The 19,998-nt window shown below is 63.7% G+C and carries 16 protein-coding genes and 1 riboswitch; of the genes, 10 read left to right on the plus strand and 6 right to left on the minus strand.

All coding sequences use genetic code 11. The annotated features are described in order from the left end of the window. Positions 1–11 precede the first annotated feature (11 nt). Positions 12–356, plus strand: coding sequence for a cupin domain-containing protein (locus tag NHF53_RS07065; RefSeq protein ID WP_252833648.1), 345 nt, complete (start codon positions 12–14; stop codon positions 354–356). A gap of 39 nt (positions 357–395) precedes the next feature. Here NHF53_RS07065 and NHF53_RS07070 read toward each other — a convergent pair whose 3' ends face one another. Further along, the gene (locus tag NHF53_RS07070) at positions 396–1,058 is read right to left on the minus strand and encodes a glutathione S-transferase family protein (protein ID WP_252833649.1); all 663 of its coding nucleotides are present in this window, start codon (positions 1,056–1,058) and stop codon (positions 396–398) included. 107 nt (positions 1,059–1,165) lie between these two features. Here NHF53_RS07070 and NHF53_RS07075 point away from each other — a divergent pair, with 107 nt between their 5' ends. After that, positions 1,166–2,140: a YafY family protein gene (locus tag NHF53_RS07075; RefSeq protein WP_252834934.1), complete on the plus strand. Its 975-nt coding sequence runs from the start codon at positions 1,166–1,168 to the stop codon at positions 2,138–2,140. On the opposite strand, the gene NHF53_RS07080 is transcribed toward NHF53_RS07075, so the two are convergent. Then, on the minus strand, positions 2,119–2,463 hold the full coding sequence (locus NHF53_RS07080) for a helix-turn-helix transcriptional regulator (RefSeq protein ID WP_252833650.1): 345 nt from the start codon (positions 2,461–2,463) through the stop codon (positions 2,119–2,121). The genes NHF53_RS07075 and NHF53_RS07080 overlap by 22 nt on opposite strands. A gap of 100 nt (positions 2,464–2,563) precedes the next feature. Here NHF53_RS07080 and NHF53_RS07085 point away from each other — a divergent pair, with 100 nt between their 5' ends. After that, complete coding sequence (locus NHF53_RS07085; protein WP_252833651.1) at positions 2,564–3,322, plus strand: SDR family NAD(P)-dependent oxidoreductase; 759 nt, start codon at positions 2,564–2,566, stop codon at positions 3,320–3,322. Between the two features lie 59 nt (positions 3,323–3,381). Here the strand turns inward: NHF53_RS07085 and NHF53_RS07090 are convergent, their stop codons facing one another. The 3 genes from NHF53_RS07090 to NHF53_RS24160 all read right to left on the minus strand — a co-directional run bounded on the left by NHF53_RS07090 (position 3,382) and on the right by NHF53_RS24160 (position 7,865). Next, positions 3,382–4,629: a cytochrome P450 gene (locus NHF53_RS07090; protein ID WP_252833652.1), complete on the minus strand. Its 1,248-nt coding sequence runs from the start codon at positions 4,627–4,629 to the stop codon at positions 3,382–3,384. A 56-nt stretch (positions 4,630–4,685) separates the two neighbouring features. Further along, positions 4,686–6,443 (minus strand): gamma-glutamyltransferase, encoded by a 1,758-nt coding sequence (ggt, locus tag NHF53_RS07095; RefSeq protein ID WP_252833653.1) that lies wholly within the window; start codon positions 6,441–6,443, stop codon positions 4,686–4,688. Positions 6,444–6,602: 159 nt separating this feature from the next. Then, a complete protein-coding gene (locus NHF53_RS24160; RefSeq protein ID WP_114362117.1) occupies positions 6,603–7,865 on the minus strand; it encodes a GGDEF domain-containing protein in 1,263 nt (420 codons plus the stop codon). Between the two features lie 489 nt (positions 7,866–8,354). Between NHF53_RS24160 and NHF53_RS07105 the strand changes: the two genes are divergently transcribed. From NHF53_RS07105 to NHF53_RS07130, 6 genes are all read left to right on the plus strand, one after another. Beyond that, entirely contained in the window at positions 8,355–8,987 is a 633-nt protein-coding gene (locus tag NHF53_RS07105) for an ATP-dependent Clp protease proteolytic subunit (RefSeq protein WP_112687106.1), read from the plus strand. A 301-nt stretch (positions 8,988–9,288) separates the two neighbouring features. Next, positions 9,289–10,566 (plus strand): ATP-dependent Clp protease ATP-binding subunit ClpX, encoded by a 1,278-nt coding sequence (gene clpX / locus NHF53_RS07110; RefSeq protein ID WP_112687108.1) that lies wholly within the window; start codon positions 9,289–9,291, stop codon positions 10,564–10,566. 447 nt (positions 10,567–11,013) lie between these two features. After that, on the plus strand, positions 11,014–13,434 hold the full coding sequence (lon, locus tag NHF53_RS07115; protein WP_252833654.1) for an endopeptidase La: 2,421 nt from the start codon (positions 11,014–11,016) through the stop codon (positions 13,432–13,434). Positions 13,435–13,639: 205 nt separating this feature from the next. Continuing rightward, positions 13,640–13,915, plus strand: a complete 276-nt coding sequence (gene hupB / locus NHF53_RS07120; RefSeq protein ID WP_112687112.1) for a DNA-binding protein HupB — start codon at positions 13,640–13,642, stop codon at positions 13,913–13,915. A gap of 156 nt (positions 13,916–14,071) precedes the next feature. Further along, positions 14,072–14,219, plus strand: a riboswitch (FMN riboswitch). Between the two features lie 155 nt (positions 14,220–14,374). Then, positions 14,375–15,274, plus strand: coding sequence for a DMT family transporter (locus tag NHF53_RS07125; protein ID WP_252833655.1), 900 nt, complete (start codon positions 14,375–14,377; stop codon positions 15,272–15,274). 114 nt (positions 15,275–15,388) lie between these two features. Beyond that, positions 15,389–17,587: an esterase-like activity of phytase family protein gene (locus tag NHF53_RS07130; protein ID WP_374591042.1), complete on the plus strand. Its 2,199-nt coding sequence runs from the start codon at positions 15,389–15,391 to the stop codon at positions 17,585–17,587. Positions 17,588–17,668: 81 nt separating this feature from the next. Here the strand turns inward: NHF53_RS07130 and NHF53_RS07135 are convergent, their stop codons facing one another. Next, the gene (locus tag NHF53_RS07135; protein WP_114362124.1) at positions 17,669–18,655 is read right to left on the minus strand and encodes an aldo/keto reductase; all 987 of its coding nucleotides are present in this window, start codon (positions 18,653–18,655) and stop codon (positions 17,669–17,671) included. A gap of 259 nt (positions 18,656–18,914) precedes the next feature. On the opposite strand from NHF53_RS07135, the gene NHF53_RS07140 reads away from it, so the two are divergent. Continuing rightward, positions 18,915–19,931, plus strand: coding sequence for an NAD-dependent epimerase/dehydratase family protein (locus NHF53_RS07140; RefSeq protein WP_252833656.1), 1,017 nt, complete (start codon positions 18,915–18,917; stop codon positions 19,929–19,931). Positions 19,932–19,998: the final 67 nt, after the last annotated feature.

The raw sequence follows: 19,998 nt of genomic DNA on the forward strand, positions 1-19,998 counted from the left end.
GACGGTAATCCATGAGTCATGCTCTCGCATTCGACATCTCCGCGGTCGAGCCGGAGGAGGGGGCGCCTGCGCCCGGCCGGCTGATTTCGGGTGATCCGCATTTCCTCACCTGGAATCTCGAGGAAGCGGAGGGCGGCGTCTACGCCGGCGTCTGGCAATCGACGCCGGGCAAATGGCGCATCCTCTATGACGAGTGGGAGTATTTCCACGTTCTCGAAGGGCACTCGATTGTCACAGAGGACGGCGGCGAGCCGGTCCATCTCAAGGCCGGCGACCGCATGATCCTGAGACCGGGCTTCAAGGGAACCTGGGAAGTCGTTGAAACGACTCGCAAGGACTACGTGATCCGTCTCTGAGCGGAAACGCCGGCCCGACCGCTGCCGGGCCGGCGGATGTCAGGCCGCCGCGCCGGTTTTCCGTTCGGCTTCCGCCTGGTGTTCGGCGGCCATTGCCGCATCCTCTGCCGCAACCCGCCCATAGGCGTCACGCCCGGTCATCCGGTCGATGTAGCGGCGGAAGACCGGACGATCCGGCACCAGCCCGAACATCGTCGTCCAGTGAAGCGCCACACCCCAGAGCAGGTCGGCGGCTGTCATTCGTTCGCCGAGGAGGTAGGGGCCGGTCTTCAGCGCGTCCTCCAGTGCGTCCAGCATGTCGTCGTAGCTGCTGTACGGCGTTTCGTTCGGGCTCGCCGGTTCCCGCTTAAGATACCGATCGATCAGGGCCGGCTCGAAGCAGCTGCCGTAAAAGACCATCCAGCGGAGATAGGTTCCACGGTCGGGGTCGTCGATGGCGGGTGCGAGCCCCTTCTCCGCGAAGAGGTCTGCGAGATAGAGGTAGACCGCCGCCTGTTCCGTGACGAGTGTCCCGCGGTGCAGGATGGCCGGAACCTTTCCGAGCGGGTTGACCGCCAGATAAGCGGGATTCCGCTGTTCGCCGGCTTTCATGTTGAGCACGTGGAGTTCGTAGGGAACGCCCAGTTCCTCGAGAAGCAGGCGCGCGCCGGTGGCACGGGTCTGCGGCGAATAGAAGAGGGTGATCGGTTCGTGCTTGGTCATCGGTCTTCTCCTTCATGGTTTGAGGCGATGAAGGCAGTGTGGCGCACCATACCTGTCAGTTTTTGTCAGGTTGATTTAGGATGATCGCCGCAACGGAGATTTTTGCGATGCGCGCCGTGCGGCTGATCAACATCCTGACGACCTTGCAGGCGAAGGGCTTGGTGACCGCAGAGGCGCTTGCCGCGGAAAACCACGTATCGGTGCGGACGATCTACCGCGACATCGACGCGCTGTCGCTCTCCGGGGTGCCCGTGTACAGCGAGCGCGGGTCCGAGGGCGGTTATCGCCTGCTCGACGGTTATCGCGTGCGCCTGAACGGCCTCTCGCCGGGGGAGGCGGAGGCGATGTTCCTGTCCGGCGTTCCGGATGCCGCTGCAGACCTCGGCCTAGGCTCGCTGATGGCGGGCGCCCAGAAGAAGCTCACGGCGGCGCTGCCGGAGGATCTTCGCCAGAGCGCGGCGCGCATGCAGGGACGTTTCCATCTCGACGCGCCGACCTGGTTCGGGGAGAGCGAGCGCCCGGCACATCTGCAGGCCATCGCCGACGCGGTCTGGAATTGCAGGCTCGTCCGCATGCGCTATCGCAGCTGGAAGGCAGAGAAGAACCGTGAGGCCGAGCCGCTCGGCGTCGTTCTGAAGGGCGGTGCCTGGTACATGGTGGCGCGGGTCGACGGCGAGGTACGGACCTATCGCATCGCCCGTATTCTCGACCTCCTCGTCACCGAGGAGAGATTCGAGCGTCCGGAGGATTTCGACCTTGCCGGCTACTGGACGGAGAACACCCTGAGGCTGGAGGCGGAACTTCATCCGAACACAGCGACCCTCCGCGTCTCCAAATGGGGTTTGCGGCTTCTGGAGCACATTTCTCCCTCCTATGTCCGTGCGCGCATGGAGGCAGAGAAAGACGAGCGGCACGAAGACCGGTGGATCGTCACGCTGCCCTGCGGACAGGCGCAACACGCCATCTCGGAATTCCTGCGGCTCGGCGCCGAGGCCGAGGTGCTGGCGCCGGACACATTGCGCGACGCGATGCGCGAAGCACTGGAGAGGCTGGCCGGATTCTACGCCCGCAGCGTTTCGTGATCCGCTGAGGGTATCGGGTAGAGCGACATGATCTTGTCGAGGAGTCCCGGAAAACGAGCCTCCAGATCCTCCGTGCGCACGGCATTGATGTTCTCGACGCCCTGCTTGTGGGTGCGGATGAGACCGGCCTCCCGCAAAATCCGCAGCTGATTGGAGAGCGTCGAGCGCGGCATGTCGTTGCAGGGAGCGATCGAACCGCAGTTCTGCCCGCATTCGGCGTGCATCAGCTTGCGCATGATGCCGATGCGTGCGGGATCACCGAGCGCGGCGAGAACGGCGGTGAGCGAAAGATCCTCACGGCTGGGATGAAAGAACTGGGCCATGCACAGCCTCTACCATTTCCGTTGACAGGCTTCAATATTTCAATAAAACCGAAATACCGAATAAGGGTATTAATGAAATACGGAAATTCAGGAGACGCAAATGGACATGCATTTCGACGGCAAGGTCGTGGTCGTCACGGGCGGTTCGACCGGCATCGGCTACGCCGCGGCAAGGCTCTTCCTCGAAGCGGGCGCAGCGACGGTCTATGTGACCGGGCGCAACGGAGCCAAACTGAGCCAGGCCGTCTCGGCGCTGGGAGACAAGGCGGTTCCGGTCGTCGCCGATTCGGCGCAGATCGAGGATCTGGAACATCTGCGGGCACGTATCGAAGCAGACGGACGCAAGATCGACGTGCTTTTCGCCAATGCCGGCATCGCCGAGAACAATGACATCGGCACGACCGACGAAGCGCTCTTCGACCGCATCTTCGACGTCAACGTGAAGGGCGTGTTCTATACCGTGCAGGTTCTGCTGCCGGTCATCCGCGACGGCGGCAACATCGTGCTCACGGGTTCCATCGTCGGCAACAAGGGCATGGAGAGGCTGAGCGCCTACAACGCATCGAAGGCGGCGGTCCGCTCGTTCGCCCGCAGCTTTGCCAATGACCTGAAGGGCAGGGGCATCCGCGTGAACACGCTGAGCCCGGGCGTTACCCGCACGCCGATCATGGAGAACGGTCTGAAGATGGACGAGGAACGGATCGCCGGCTTCGAAGCCTACCTGAAATCGGCCTCTCCGATTGGCCGCATGGCGCATCCCGACGAGATCGCCGAAGCGGCCCTTTTCCTGGCTTCGTCGAGGGCAAGCTACATCAACGGTGTGGAACTGTCGGTCGACGGCGGTTTCGCCCAGATCTAGGCCCCGTCGGGGTGACAGCGGCGTGCCGGGCGGCCTTTGCTAGGTCAGGCCCCGGCGCGCTACCATTCGAGATCGAGCCGCTCCAGTCCGTGGAAGTGGTAGACGTCCTTGACTGTTGGGCGGCGGGCAAGCCGCAGGCCCGGCAGACGTCGGAAGAGGATCGGCAGCACGAGATTGAGTTCGAGGCGCGCGAGTGGCGCGCCGATGCAGAAATGGATGCCGGCCCCAAAGGAGAGGTTCACGCCCTCGTCGCGGTCGGGCCTGAAGGTCAGTGGGTCGGTGAACTTGGCTGGATCGAGATTGGCGGCGGCGAGGTTCAGGCTCACCTTGTCGCCGCGCTTGAAGGAGACGCCGTCGACTTCCGCCGGCTCCAGGCAATAGCGCTGGAAGATGTGGACCGGCGCGCAGATGCGGAGCGTTTCCTCGACGGTACGCTCCGTGGTCTTCGGATCGCAGAAGAGCGTCGCAGGCTCGATGCCGCTTTCGAGGATAACCCGCACGGAATTGCCGATCTGGTGCACCGTCGCCTCATGTCCGGCATTGAGCAGCACGATCGTCGTCGAGATAAGTTCGTCCTCGGTGAGGAGCTGCCCCTTGTGCTCGGTGTGGATCATGTGGCTCAGGAGATCGTCCCGGCGTTCGGCCCGCCTCTCGGCGATCATCGCGCGGACGTAATCGGCGAATTCACGCGCCGAGCGATCCGCAGCCTCCTCGTCGGCGCGGCTGCGCTTGAACATGTACATGCCGACATAGTCGTGGCTCCACTTCAGGAGCTGCGGCCCCATCTCCTCGGGAATGCCGATCATGCGGGCGATCATCGTGACCGGAATGATGTCGGCGAAGGAGGAGAGAAGCTCGGTCTTCCCGTCCTTTTCGAACCCGTCGATCAGCCGGTTCGCGAGCGCCTCGATCTCCGGGGTCATCTTCTCGATGTGCCGGGAGACGAAGGCCCGGTTGACGAGTGTCCTGAGCCGCGTGTGCTCGGGCGGCTCGAGTTCGAGCAGCGAATGCGCCTCGGCGGCATCGAAATGGCAGGTATGGGCGAGCGGCTCGGGCATACCGAGCTCCTCGCGGGTCGCGATATGAAGGATCTGCCGGCCGAAACGCCGGTCCCGAAGCAGCGCGTTCACCGTTTCGTAGCCGGTGCAGAACCACTGCCGCTGTTCCTCCCAGTAGAAGGTCGGGCATGCGGCGTGCAACGCCGCATAGACACGGTTCGGATCGCTGTAGAAGGCGGGATTGCGCGCGTCGAGGAAGACGCGGCGGGTTTCGGGATCGATGCGGAGGAAGGACGAGAGACTGGACATGTCGATCGGCCTAGCGCAATTCGTCGCGATCCGAAAGCCCGCCCAGGCCTTCTCCGTTACTCCCCGAGAGCGACACCCTCCCGGCGCGGATCGGCGCTGCCGGCGAGCCCTTCCGCGGTGATCTCGATCGCGTGGAGGCCGGACGTCATCTCGCCCGCCTTGATCTCGTATCCGAGCGCCTTCAGCGGCTCCGCCATCTGTTCCGCTGTCGTCCCGGCTTCGAGCTCGTAGGGGCCGAAGCGGTTTATGAAGTGGGGCTGCGCAACGATCTTCTCGACCGGCATGCCCCAGTCGACATACGCGATCAGCGCCTGGGCGACGTAGCCGATGATCTGGCTGCCGCCCGGCGACCCGATCGCCAGCAGGGGTTTTCCGTCCTTCAGGACGATGGTCGGCGACATGGATGAGCGCGGACGCTTGCCCGGCTCGACGCGGTTGGCGACCGGCAGGCCGCCGTCATGGGTCTTGAAGGAAAAGTCGGTGAGCTCGTTGTTGAGCAGGAAGCCGTTCGTCATCAGCCGCGAGCCGAAGCCGCTTTCGATCGTGGTGGTCATCGAGACGACGTTGCCGTCCTTGTCGACGATCACGAAATGGCTGGTCGAGGGAAGCTCGATCGCTTCGCCGCGGCCGAAGAGCAGGGCGTGATCCCATTCCGGTTCTCCGGCCGTCGCCGCATCGGGGGCGAGCGCCTTGTCTCCGTCGAGAAGCGCTGCGCGCCGGCCGAGATAGTCCTTGCCGATGAGCCCCTTGATCGGCGAGGGGACGAAATCGGTGTCGGCGAGATAGCGTTCGCGATCGGCGAAGGCGAGACGCTGCGCGTCGCCGATGATGTGCCAGCTCTCGACGTTGTCGGCGCCGAGTGCCTTGAGGTCGAAATTCTCGACCATTCCCAGGATCTGCCCGACGGCGACGCCGCCGGAGGAGGGCGGCCCCATGCCGCAGACGTCGAGTGCCCGGTAGGTCACGCAGACCGCCGCGCGTTCGACAATTCGGTAATTAGCGAAATCGTTAAGTGAGAGGGCGCCGGGATTGTCGCTCGCTTCACGAACGGTTCTGACGATCGCTTCGGCGATCGGTCCGGAATAGAAGGTGTCGGCGCCACCCTCGGCGATCGCCTTCAGGGTTTCCGCGTAGGCCGGGTTCTTGAGGATTGTGCCTTCCTTCAATGGTGCGCCGGAGGCATCGTAGAAGTAGTTGCGCGGCCCGTCGTATTTCTTGAGCCGCTCGCCTTCCGCCGCAACCAGTGAGGCGAGACGAGGGGAAACGGCAAAGCCGTCGGTGGCGAGCTTCTCCGCAGGTTCGAACAGTTGTGCCCAGTCCGTCTTGCCGTAGCGCTTGTGCACCTCGGACAGGAGCTTCACGGTGCCCGGCGTGCCGACGGAGCGTCCGCCGACGACGGCATCCATGAATTTCAGCGGCTGTCCCTCGGCATCGAGGAAGAGCTTCGGCGTGGCCTCCATGGGCGCGGTCTCGCGTCCGTCGAAGGTCGTCATCTTGCCCGACGCGGCATCGTAATAGACAAGGAAGGCGCCACCGCCGAGGCCGGAGCTCTGAGGCTCGACGAGCCCCAGTACGGTCTGTACCGCAACCATCGCGTCGATCGCATTGCCGCCCCGTGCGAGCACCGTCCGCCCGGCCTCCGCGGCGAGAGGGTTGGCGGCGGCGACCATGAAGCTCTTCGCCTCGGTGCGCGTGGCGGCGGCAAATCCCGTCGCGCGTTCCGGCGCAACGGCGTCTGACGCCTGCTGGGCGAGGCCGCTGGCCGGCAGGACGAGGAGGGAAACGAAGGCGCTGTTGAGAAGGAATTTCCGCATGACCACTCCGTTCTCCCGATCATCCCGACCGGGTTCGTTTCTTCACACGTGAGGATTGTAGGTCGCGGTCGTTCGACGGCAAGGCTTTTGCACGCACCCAACGCATCTTTGTTGAAGATGGCTTCTGTCGCGCCATCGTACGGGCGAGAGCAGGCGGGCTCAGGAGCCGAGTGCGTCGTGCTCGTCCGACGCCGCCTTGGCGAGTATGCGCAGGGCCGCCACCTGGCGGTCCGTCTGGTCGTCGATGAGATCGGCCGTGTCGGTGTGCACGGAAAGGATCCTCTCCCCGGTCCAGACCGCGCAACGGTTTCGGCCCTTGTCCTTTGCGACGTATAGCGCCCGGTCGGCGCCGCTCAGCAGGCGGTCGAGATCGGCACTTCCGGCGGGCATCGTCGCGATCCCGATGCTCGTCGTCACCTCGATTGCGGCGGCATCGGTGGCGACGGGGCTGGTGGCCACCGACTGGCGGATGGTCTCGGCGACCAAGGCGGCGTGGCGAGGTTCGCCCACCCGCAGGATGGCAGCGAATTCCTCGCCGCCGCTCCGACCGAACACGCCGCCCGCCGGGATCAGGCCGGCCGCCCTGCGGGCGAATTCGACGATGACCGCATCACCGGCCTGATGGCCGTGGGTGTCGTTGATCTGCTTGAAGTGGTCAAGATCGAAGACGATGACTGCAAGCACCGGACGTTCGCGGACGGGGATGGAGCGCAGGCGCTCGTAGACCTCCAGAAGACCTCGTCTGTTGTAGATGCCGGTCAGCGGGTCGGTGCGGACGAGTTCCTTCAGGCGCTCCTCCGAACGGTCGATCAGCAGCTTGGCGAGGATCATGATCGCCGTGACGAAGCCGATAATGCCGACAATACTGACAAAGCTATTGGCGCCGACATCCTGAAAGCCCTGCGGGTTCTGTTGCCAAGTCCGCAGGGCAAACAACAGGTTGCTCGCCACATGAATCGCCCAGACTCCGCTCAGAATATAGCGGTAGCGTCGTGAGCTCGTGCCGCCGCGTGCGATGACGAAGCTCATCAGGGCGAAGCCGAGCGCCGCGCTGACGCTGTAGAGCATGACGCGGTTGGAGAAATCGTCACGGATGAACGGAAAGAGGTTTCCGGTAATCCAGAGAAGCGGCGGGAGGGTGGCCCAGGGCGGTGTGGTATTGCCGTCGAACCTTCGGAGCGCGGCGACGAAAAAGGCGAAGGCCGTGAGGGTGACGCCGTTGGCGACCTGTATGGAGAGAAAGTCCGGGATCATCCCGCGCGCACCGACCAGCGCCAGGCCCGATGCATGGGAGATCAGCCCCAGTCCGAACAGCAGGAAGTGTCTGTCCTTCAAGCCGTGTAGCCACACGACGATAAGGAGCGCGCCCATCGAGGCGGCCTGTATGGTCCAGAGGAGCAACCCCGTTCTGAAGTCGAGCACAGCCGTGAGCCCTGGTGAGGATGAAAGGATATTCCAAGCAAGGTGATCAATACTCGTTAAACAGTTGCTACCAATCGCCGACTGTTTTTGCCTCCGATCCGGTTTCTCCGACGTGTTCGGCGATTTTTTACTTGCCGTTTACCATAGGATGCCGTTCCTGTGCAGGACGGTCGCGCCATACTTCCGCCCGTAAAGGGGTCGATTGCACCGGCTTGTGTCTGCCGACCTTGTGGCGATCGGACGGGGTAAGCCCGACCACACCGTGGCGTAGCTCGTCGTTCCGGCTGCGCGCGGAGCGCGGCAAGCCGGCCGGAGAGGGGGATGCGCGGCTATCCATTGGTCCCCGTCACATCCTGCGGCGGTTAAGGATATCGGCGCCTCACGTCTTGAAGTCCGGGGCTTGGACACTCTATGTAGGGATTGACACGACAATACATGATTCCCGCGGCGGCTTCCGTGTCCGGGAAGACAGTGCGAAGAAGGACGGACATGACAAATCCAGTTGATACCGCCATGGCTCTGGTGCCGATGGTTGTCGAGCAGACCAATCGCGGCGAGCGGTCCTACGACATTTTCTCGCGCCTGCTGAAGGAGCGGATCATCTTCCTGACGGGCCCCGTCGAAGACCAGATGGCGTCGCTCGTCTGCGCGCAGCTGCTGTTCCTGGAAGCGGAAAACCCGAAGAAGGAAATCGCGCTCTATATCAACTCCCCGGGCGGCGTCGTCACCGCGGGTCTCGCAATCTATGACACCATGCAGTTCATCCGTCCGGCCGTATCGACGCTCTGCATCGGTCAGGCGGCCTCCATGGGATCGCTGCTGCTGGCTGCCGGCGAGAAGGGCATGCGCTTTACCACGCCCTATTCCCGCATCATGGTGCATCAGCCTTCGGGTGGCTTCCAGGGGCAGGCGTCCGACATCGAGCGGCATGCCCGCGACATCATCAAGATGAAGCGCCGCCTGAACGAAATCTATGAGAAGCACACCGGCCGCACCTATGACGAGGTTGAACAAACCCTCGACCGGGACCATTTCATGGAGGCGAGCGAGGCGAAGGATTGGGGTATCGTCGACAAGATCCTGACCTCCCGCCAGGAAATCGAAGGAATACCGGCGGCCTGACGGCCGCCCGTTTGCGCGGTTCGGGATGGACCGTTGACCCCCTTGTGAACGAAGGAGGGGGTTTAATCTCCCGGGGAACGCGCTAATAGTAGCAATTAAGGCTGTGTTGAAGTTTTGTGACATAGCCTTGCGGTTTGAAGGGGTTTTCGTTGCCGCCGGTCAACAGGCGCATAGTGCGTCTGCCGGTTAGTACCCCCAGATCGAACTGGCTCCAGCCGATTGCGGCGTTTTGTGGTTGGGGCGGTGTAAGTGGTCCGTGTTCCGTTTCGAGGGCGGCGCGGCGTGCTGGAAGGAAAGAGACATGAGCAAGGTCAGCGGAAGCAACGGCGGTGACTCCAAGAATACCCTCTATTGTTCGTTCTGCGGCAAGAGCCAGCACGAAGTCCGGAAGCTGATTGCCGGACCGACGGTGTTCATCTGCGATGAATGCGTCGAATTGTGCATGGACATCATCCGCGAGGAGAACAAGAGCTCGATGGTGAAGTCCCGCGATGGCGTCCCGACGCCCCAGGACATCATCAAGATTCTCGATGAATACGTCATCGGGCAGCAGCAGGCGAAGAAGATCCTGTCGGTCGCCGTGCACAACCATTACAAGCGCCTGGCGCACGCCTCCAAGGGCGGCGATGTCGAGCTCGCGAAATCGAACATCCTGCTCGTCGGCCCGACCGGCTGCGGCAAGACCTATCTCGCCCAAACGCTCGCACGCATCATCGACGTGCCGTTCACCATGGCGGATGCCACGACGCTCACCGAAGCCGGCTATGTCGGCGAAGACGTCGAGAACATCATCCTGAAGCTCCTGCAGGCCGCTGACTACAATGTCGAGCGCGCCCAGCGCGGCATCGTCTACATCGACGAAGTCGACAAGATTTCGCGCAAGTCCGACAACCCGTCGATCACCCGCGACGTCTCGGGCGAGGGTGTTCAGCAGGCGCTCCTGAAGATCATGGAAGGCACGGTCGCTTCCGTACCCCCGCAGGGTGGACGCAAGCATCCCCAGCAGGAGTTCCTGCAGGTCGACACCACGAACATCCTGTTCATCTGCGGTGGTGCCTTCGCCGGTCTCGACAAGATCATCTCCGCCCGCGGCGAGAAGACCTCGATCGGCTTCGGCGCGACGGTGTCTTCTCCGGAAGATCGCCGCGTCGGCGAGGTCCTTCGCGACCTCGAGCCGGAGGATCTGGTGAAGTTCGGCCTCATCCCGGAATTCATCGGCCGTTTGCCGGTGCTGGCGACGCTCGAGGACCTCGACGAGGATGCGCTGATCCAGATCCTGTCGGAGCCGAAGAACGCGCTCGTCAAGCAGTACCAGCGCCTCTTCGAGATGGAGGACGTGGAACTGAACTTCCACGAGGACGCCCTTCGCGAGATCGCCAAGAAGGCGATCGTCCGCAAGACCGGCGCCCGCGGCCTGCGCTCGATCATGGAGAAGATCCTGCTCGACACCATGTTCGAACTGCCGGAACTGGAAGGCGTCCGCGAGGTCGTCATCTCGGAAGACGTCGTGCGCGGCACGTCCCGCCCGCTCTACATCTATGCCGACCGGCAGGAAGAAAAGGCGAACGCCTCTGCGTAAGGCGTGCCGGCTGCAATCAGAGTTTGTCGAAGAGGCCCGCATTCCCGCGGGCCTCTTTCGTTTTTGGGCGAATCCGTCGAGAATCTGCGCCAGAACACTGCCTTTATATTCCGTGCCGGTTTCGCCTGCCTCGGACATCGGCTAGAAAACACGAGCGACATGCATGTGTCCGAGTGGCGTGCCCGGCCCCGAATCCGGTATCCTGCGTCACCAGCACATGCGGTATTCGCCCCGGCTTCAGCCTCGGACTAGCTCCGGGCGTTACCCGGGGTGATGACTTTCTATTTGTAACGCTTCCGTCACAAACTGGACCGGCGGTGTTTAAGCAGGCTTGAATTCACCTCCGCGCCTATCCACTTGTTGGGGGAGCAAAAAAAGGAATGCCCGTCCGGCCTTTGCCTTGCGGGAGCAGTCCCCCTCGCAGGGGGACTATGGAAAGGAAACAACATGACCGAAGTTACGTCTGTCGCGCCCGAGAGCAATACCTATCCGGTGCTGCCGCTGCGCGACATCGTGGTCTTCCCGCACATGATCGTGCCGCTGTTCGTCGGCCGCGAGAAGTCCATTCGCGCGCTCGAGGAAGTCATGGGTTCCGACAAGCAGATCATGCTGGCGACCCAGATCAACGCCGGCGATGACGATCCGGAACCCTCGGCGATCTACCAGGTCGGGACCGTCGCCAACGTCCTGCAACTGCTGAAGCTCCCCGACGGGACTGTGAAGGTGCTCATCGAAGGCCGCGCCCGCGCGAACATCGAGGAATACACCGGCCGCGAGGAATTCTACGAAGCCCGTGCCCATATCCTGGCCGAGCCCGCCGAGGATGCCGTCGAGATCGAGGCGCTGAGCCGCTCGGTGGTCTCGGAATTCGAGAACTACGTCAAGCTCAACAAGAAGATCTCGCCGGAAGTCGTCGGCGCCGCAAGCCAGATCGAGGACTACTCGAAGCTCGCCGACACGGTCGCTTCGCACCTGTCGATCAAGATCACCGAGAAGCAGGAAATGCTCGAAACGGTGAGCGTCAAGGCGCGCCTTGAAAAGGCTCTCGGCTTCATGGAAGGCGAGATCTCCGTTCTGCAGGTCGAAAAGCGCATCCGCTCGCGCGTCAAGCGCCAGATGGAGAAGACCCAGCGCGAGTATTACCTCAACGAGCAGATGAAGGCGATCCAGAAGGAGCTCGGCGAGGGCGAGGACGGCCGCGACGAGATGGCCGAACTCGAGGAGCGCATCAACAAGACCAAGCTTTCCAAGGAAGGCAAGGAAAAGGCCGAGGCGGAGCTGAAGAAGCTGCGTCACATGAGCCCGATGTCGGCGGAAGCCACCGTCGTGCGCAACTATCTCGACTGGCTGCTCGGTCTGCCCTGGGGCAAGAAGTCGAAGGTCAAGATCGACCTCAACGCCGCCGAGAAGATCCTCGACGAGGATCATTACGGCCTCGACAAGGTCAAGGAGCGGATCGTCGAATACCTCGCCGTGCAGGCGCGTGCGACGAAGCTGAAAGGCCCGATCCTCTGCCTCGTCGGCCCTCCGGGCGTCGGCAAGACCTCGCTCGCCAAGTCGATCGCCAAGGCCACCGGCCGTGAATACGTCCGCATGGCGCTCGGCGGTGTCCGTGACGAAGCCGAGATCCGCGGTCACCGCCGCACCTACATCGGCTCGATGCCTGGCAAGGTCATCCAGTCGCTGAAGAAGGCGAAGCGCACGAACCCGCTCTTCCTGCTCGACGAGATCGACAAGATGGGCATGGACTTCCGCGGCGATCCGTCGGCAGCGCTGCTCGAAGTGCTCGATCCGGAACAGAACGCGACCTTCATGGACCACTACCTCGAGGTCGAATACGATCTGTCGAACGTGATGTTCATCACCACGGCGAATACGCTGAACATTCCGGCGCCGCTGATGGACCGCATGGAGATCATCCGTATCGCCGGCTACACCGAGGACGAGAAGCTGGAAATCGCCAAGCGGCACCTGCTGCCGAAGGCGATCAAGGAACACGCCCTGCGCCCCGAGGAGTTCTCGCTTTCGGATGACGCGATCGTGTCGATCATCCAGCAGTACACCCGCGAGGCCGGTGTCCGTAACTTCGAGCGCGAGCTGATGAAGGTCGCCCGCAAGGCGGTCACCGAGATCATCAAGGGCAACGTGAAGTCGGTCGCGGTCACCGCGCAGAACATCCACGACTATCTCGGCGTCCCGCGCTTCCGTCATGGCGAGGCCGAGGGCGAGGATCAGGTCGGTGTCGTCACCGGGCTGGCCTGGACCGAGGTCGGCGGCGAACTGCTGACGATCGAAGGCGTGATGATGCCGGGCAAGGGCCGCATGACGGTCACCGGCAACCTGCGCGAGGTGATGAAGGAGTCCATTTCGGCGGCGGCGTCTTATGTCCGCTCGCGCGCCGTGGACTTCGGCATCGAGCCGCCGCGCTTCGACAAGTCGGACATCCACGTCCACGTGCCGGAAGGCGCCACCCCGAAGGACGGTCCTTCGGCCGGTGTCGCGATGGCGACCGCCATCGTCTCCGTGATGACCGGCATTCCGGTCCGCAAGGATATCGCGATGACCGGCGAGATCACGCTGCGCGGGCGCGTCCTGCCGATCGGCGGGCTCAAGGAAAAGCTCCTCGCGGCGCTGCGGGGCGGCATCAAGAAGGTTCTGATCCCGGAAGAAAACGCCAAGGATCTGGCGGACATTCCGGACAACGTGAAGAACAGTCTGGAGATCGTTCCGGTTTCGCGGATGGGCGAGGTGATCCGCCAGGCGCTGGTCCGGGTTCCCGAGCCGATCGAGTGGGACGGCACCGTCGAAGGCCCGACCGTGGCTGCGGTCGACGTCACCGACGACGCCGGGCAGACCATCGCTCACTGAGGACTTTCGGCCATAGTCTCGTCAAAATGGCACATCGACATCGAAAAGGCTGGCATTTTTGCCAGCCTTTTTTGTGTAAATAAGCCGAAACCCCTTGTTTTCCGGGCGATTGCGGTGCTTTTGGGTTGCTCAGGGCAGATGCTTACGTATTCTCCGCCTGACTTATCCATTGAGTCGTTTCATACCAATCAGAAAGGGTGGAAACATGAATAAGAACGAACTCGTATCCGCGGTTGCCGAGAAGGCCGGTCTGACCAAGGCTGATGCCGCTTCTGCCGTCGACGCCGTTTTTGAAACGGTCCAGGGCGAGCTGAAGAAGGGCGGCGACGTTCGCCTCGCTGGTTTCGGTGCCTTCACCGTTTCCCGCCGCGAAGCTTCGAAGGGCCGTAACCCCTCGACCGGCGCGGAAGTCGACATCCCGGCGCGCAACGTTCCGAAGTTCACGGCCGGCAAGGGCCTGAAGGACGCCGTCAACAGCTGATTTCCGCCCGCGCAGGCGGATGGGCCCCGGCGTCCTCCGCAAGCGCCTGGAATCGACCTGACGAAGCCCGGCCTCGACGGCCGGGCTTTTCCTTTTCCTGCGATTGCATATCGAGCCACTCTGGCCTATCCCTTCTTGGCCGGTCGAAGACCGGCAATTCGTTCTCAGGGCGGGGTGAAATTCCCCACCGGCGGTATGAGGTTCGCCCTCGAGCCCGCGAGCGCCGCTTTCCGATGAGGGCGGGTCAGCAGATCCGGTGCGATGCCGGAGCCGACGGTCACAGTCCGGATGGAAGAGAATGAGGATGTGGCAACTGTCGGTCCCGGCGTTCGGGACGAACGGTTCGCTTCGTGCACGGGAAGGCGCGACGGCCGTGGGTCGTAGCGTCGTCCACACGCCTGTGCATCACCCCTCATGCGTCCTGGTTTGTGCTGGTCCTTTGTGTCGAAGGGAAAAGACATGAATCAGAGCCCCCTTGCGCTCACCCGGTCCGGCGCTTTTGCCGGCGCAGCCTTCATGGTTCTGGCGGGCATCGCCTTCGCCGTCGTCAATGTCGCGACCCAGTGGGTGGCGATGGTCGAGGGCTTTCCGGCCACCTCGATCGCCTTCTGGCAATATGCCTTCGCGCTCGTCCTGTCGGTCCCGCTGCTGCGGCGGCTCGGCCTGCGCGCCATGCGCACCCGCTTTCCGGGCCGTCACCTGGCGCGCGTGCTGCTCGCGGCCTTCGGCGTCCAGGCCTGGGTGGAGGGGCTCGCCACCGTGCCGATCTGGCAGGCGATCGCGCTCGTGATGACCTCGCCCTTCTTCATCATCGTCGGCGCGAAGCTTTTCCTCGGAGAGGAGGTCGGCTGGAAACGCTGGGCGGCGACGCTCACCGGTTTTTCAGGTGCGATGGTCATCCTGCAACCGTGGTCGGAGGCCTTCACCATGGCCTCGCTGCTGCCTGTGGTCGCTGCCCTGCTCTGGGGCGCGTCCTCGCTGCTCGTCAAGGACCTGACCGCGCATGAGCGGCCCGAGACGATCACCATCTGGCTCCTCGCGCTGCTGACGCCGATCAATGCCGGACTTGCAGCGGCCGCAAGCTTCGCCGTCCCGACCGGCAGCGGGCTCGCCGTGCTCCTCGTCGCCGGCCTGCTGACGGCGGCCGGACAGTATTTCCTGACGGCGGCCTACAAGGCGGCCGACGCCGCCTACGTCCAGCCCTTCGACGATCTGAAGCTGCCGCTCAACGTGCTCGCCGGCTGGATCGCCTTCGGCTACGCGCCTGCCGGCTATCTCTGGGCGGGGGCCGCGATGATCCTCGGCGCTTCGCTCTTCCTGATGGCGAGCGAATTTGCCGGGGAGAAGGGCAGGGGATAAGCCTCGACGTGGGCACGACGCAATATCCCGGCATTTCGGCGGGGATGTCACAGGCGTGTAACGGGAAACGCGCACAAGCCTCCTGTCTCATTTGAGGAAGCAGGAGGTTTTCCGATGAAGTACCGCATTTCGCGCGCAGCATTCATGACTGCGCTGCTGACGTCCGTGGCCATGCCCGCCGCCGCAGAACAGGTTTTCAATCGTATCGCATCCTTCCCGGTCGCCGCCAATCTTGCCGCCGACAAGGAAAAGTCCACCGTCACCTCGGCGGAGATCATCGCCGCGACGGAGGACGGCAACACGCTCGTCTATTCCGACAGTCCGCTCGGTGCGATCGGCTTCATCGACATTTCGGATGCCCGTGCTCCGAAGGCCGGCGGCGCGTTGATGATAGACGGCGAGCCGACCTCGGTCGCCGTCGCCGGCGGCAAGGTGCTCGCGGCAGTCAACACCTCGGAAAGCTATGTGAAGCCCTCGGGCAAGCTCGCGATCGTCGATATCGCCTCGAAGACGGTCGAAGCCAGCTGCGACCTCGGCGGACAGCCCGATTCCGTCGCCGTCTCCCCTGACAAGAGCTTCGCCGCCATCGCCATCGAGAACGAGCGCAATGAGGAGCTGAACGACGGCAAGCTGCCGCAGATGCCGGCGGGCGATCTCGCAATCGTCGCGCTGAAGGACGGTGCTGCCGATTGCGCCACGATGAAGCACGTCACGCTGACCGGCCTTGCCGAGGTCGGCGGCGACGACCCGGAACCCGAATTCGTCTCGATCAACGGCCGCGGCGAGATTGCCCTGACGCTGCAGGAGAACAATCACATCGTGATCGTCGACGGCAAGACCGGTGCAGTCGTGTCGCATTTTTCCGCCGGCACCGTCGATCTCGAAGGCATCGACACCAAGTCGGACGGCGCGCTGAACTTCACCGGCAAGAAGGCGGGCGTCAAGCGTGAGCCGGACGCCGTCAAGTGGCTCGACGACGACCGTCTCGTCGTCGCCAACGAGGGCGACTACGAAGGTGGCTCGCGCAGCTTCACCATCTTCGACAAGACCGGCAAGGTGCTCTTCGAGTCGGGTCCTTCGCTCGAGCGAGAGATTGCCGCGATCGGCCATTTCCCGGACAAGCGCGCGAAGTCGAAGGGCGTCGAGCTTGAAGGCCTGGAGGTCGCAAGCTTCGGCGACGACCGCTACATCTTCGTCCTTTCCGAGCGTGCCTCGGTGGTCGGCGTTTACAAGGACACCGGCGCCGAGCCGCAGTTGCTCGGCCTGCTGCCGTCCGGCATTTCTCCGGAGGGAGCGGTCGCCATTCCCGGCCGCAATCTTCTCGCCACCGCCAACGAGGCGGATCTCATCGAGGACGGCGCCGCCCGCTCGCACGTGATGCTCTACGAACTCGGCGAAGGCGAAGCCGCCTATCCGACGATCCGTTCGGAAACGGTCGACGGCAACCCGATCGGCTGGGGCGCGCTCTCCGGCCTCGCCGGCGATGCGGAAAAGGCAGGTCAGCTCTATGCCGTCAATGACAGCTTCTACAGCATGCAGCCGCGGATCTTCACGATCGACGCGACCAGGAAGCCCGCTCGGATCACCGATGCGCTCGCCGTGACCCGCAATGGCGAGCCCGCCCAGAAGCTCGACATCGAGGGCATCACGCTCGACGGCGAGGGCGGCTTCTGGCTCGCCTCGGAAGGCAACAGCGAGAAGCTGGTGCCGCATGCGCTCTACCATGTGAACGCCAAGGGTGAGATCAAGGAAGAGATCGCGCTTCCCGCCGAACTGCTGAAGGGCGAGACCCGCTTCGGCCTCGAAGGCGTGACGCGGGTCGGCACCGGCGACGACGCGGTGCTGTGGATGGCCGTGCAGCGCGAGTGGAAGGACGACGAGAAGGGCACCGTCAAGCTCCTCGCCTACAAGCCGGAGGCCAAGGAATGGGGCGCCGTGCGCTATCCGCTGGAGAAGACCGAAGCCGGCTGGGTCGGCCTTTCGGAGATCACCGCTCATGGCGACCACCTCTACCTCATCGAGCGCGACAACCAGATCGGCGACCAGGCGAAAATCAAGAAGCTCTACCGCGTCGCTATCGCCGACCTGAAGCCGGCCGCGATCGGCAGCGCGCTTCCCACCGTCGCCAAGGAAGAGGTCCACGACTTCGTTCCGGACCTGAAGGCCGCCACCAACGGCTATGTCGTCGACAAGCTTGAAGGCTTCGCCTTCGACGCCGCCGGCACCGCCTACGCCGTCACCGACAATGACGGCGTCGACGACTCGTCCGGCGAGACGCTGTTCTTCGCAGTCGACCTCAAGGGCACCAACTGATCATCGTCCTCCCAAGACGATTGGAGGCCGGGTGAGCGATCACCCGGCCTCCGCCTTTTTTTCGGACTGTCGCCGGAAGTCTTACCAGCGGTGATGCACGTGCGGTGCGACCAGTCTGTCGTAGGTGTCGCGGGCAGCCTTCATCACGTCCGCCGAAAGCGCCGGCAGCTCGGCCGCCGCCGCATTGGCGCGAGCCTGCTCGGCATTGCGGGCGCCGGGGATGACCACGGTCACGGCCTCGTTCATCAGGATCCAGCGGAGCGCAAAGGCCGCCATCGATGCGCCTTGCGGCACCAGCTTGCGGATTTCCTCCACCGCCTGCAGGCCGACCTCGAAGGGAACGCCGGCAAAGGTCTCGCCGACGTCGAAGGCCTCGCCGTGGCGGTTGAAGCTGCGGTGGTCGTCGGCGGAGAAGGCGGTCCCGGCGGTGATCTTGCCGGAAAGCAGGCCGCTTGCGAGCGGCACGCGGACGATGACGGCGATGTTCTTCCGCTTCGCTTCTTTGAAGAAGAGGTCGGCGGGCCGCTGGCGGAAGATGTTGTAGATGATCTGGACGCTGACGACGCCCGGATAATCGATCGCCTTCAGGGCTTCCTCGACGCGCGCGACACTGACGCCGTAGTGGCGGATCTTGCCGGCCTTGCGCAGTTCCTCCATGCCCTCGAAGAGTGCCGGATCGTAGTAGACGTCCTGCGGCGGGCAGTGGAGCTGCACGAGGTCGAGCGAATCGACCTCGAGGTTCGTGAGCGAGCGATCGATGAAGCGCTCGATATTGGCCTTGGTATAGCCCTCCGCAACATGCGGATCGAGGCGGCGGCCGGCCTTGGTCGCCACCATCGGGCGCTGACCGCCGCGCGACTTCAGCACGTCGGCGATGATCTTTTCCGAGCGTCCGTCGCCGTAGACGTCGGCGGTATCGATGAAGGTGACGCCGGCGTCGAGCGCGGCGTTGAGCGCCGCGCGGCCGTCGGCCTCGGAGACGTCGCCCCAGGAGCCGCCGATCTGCCAGGCCCCGAAGCCGATCTCGCTGACGGTGAAGGGCGTCTTTCCAAACGAATGGTGTCGCATAGTGTCTCCTCTATGTCTCCGGTCCTGCCTGCCAGTAGCAGGCCGAAAGGGCCGGAGCAAGGCGGCCCAGGGGTGAGGGCGCTCCGGTGGCGCGCCGGTCACAGCAGGGCGCCGTTTTCCGCCTGCGGCAATGCGGTGGGGCGGCGAGCGCTGGACAGGCGGCTGCAACCGGGGCTAATGCCCTCTTGCCCCTCTTTTCAGGGCAAACGTGCGGGCGGGTCGGCCCGGCGGGACCGTTTTTTCTCTTCGAGGTCACATCATGCGTTATTTCATCACGGGCACCGCCGGCTTCATCGGCTTCCATCTGACGCGCCGGCTGCTGCAGGACGGCCACGAGGTCGCGGGCTTTGACGGCATGACCGCCTACTACAATCTCCGCCTCAAGGAGGCGCGGCATGCGGCGCTCGCACAATTCCCGTCGTTCCGCCCGACGCTCGCCATGCTGGAAGACCGCGCGGCGCTCGAAAAGGCGATGGTCGACTTCCAGCCGGACGTGATTATCCATCTCGCCGCCCAGGCGGGCGTGCGCTACAGCCTCGAAAACCCGAAGGCCTATCTTGATTCCAACCTCATCGGCTCCTGGAACATCCTGGAACTCGCGAAGGTGCTGAAGGTCGGTCACCTGATGCTCGCCTCGACATCGTCGGTCTATGGCGCGAACCCGGACGTGCCCTTCCGCGAGACTGACCGCGCCGACGAGCCGCTGACCTTCTACGCCGCCACCAAGAAGGCGACGGAGCTGATGGCCCACAGCTACTCGCATCTCTACCGGGTGCCGACCACGGCCTTCCGCTTCTTCACCGTCTACGGCCCCTGGGGACGCCCGGACATGGCGCTCTTCAAGTTCGTCAAGGCGATGATCGAGGAGCGCGAGATCGAGGTCTACGGCGAAGGCAAGATGAGCAGAGACTTCACCTATATCGACGACCTCGTCGATTCGATCGTCGACCTCTCGCGGATCGCGCCGTCGGAGGAGAATCGTGTCGAAGGAAGCGTGAAGGACACGCTCTCGCACCAAGCGCCGTTCCGCGTCGTCAACATCGGTGGCGGCCAGCCGGTCGGGCTCCTCGATTTCATTGAGGTGATCGAGAGCGTCATGGGCAAGCCGGCGAAGCGCAAGATGCTGCCGATGCAGCAGGGCGACGTGCCGCGCACCTATGCGAGCCCCGACCTCCTCGTCGCGCTCACCGGCAGGAAGCCCGAAACCGGCGTCGACACCGGCGTCCGCCGCTTCGTCGAATGGTATCTCGAACACCGCGAGGAACTGGGGCTTTAGGGGGAGGGGAAAGAACGGCAGCGCTCCGTATCAGGGAAGATATTGTCGATGGAATCTGAGCGTTATC

Source organism: Ciceribacter sp. RN22 (assembly GCF_024054295.1).
GTDB lineage: Bacteria > Pseudomonadota > Alphaproteobacteria > Rhizobiales > Rhizobiaceae > Allorhizobium > Allorhizobium lividum.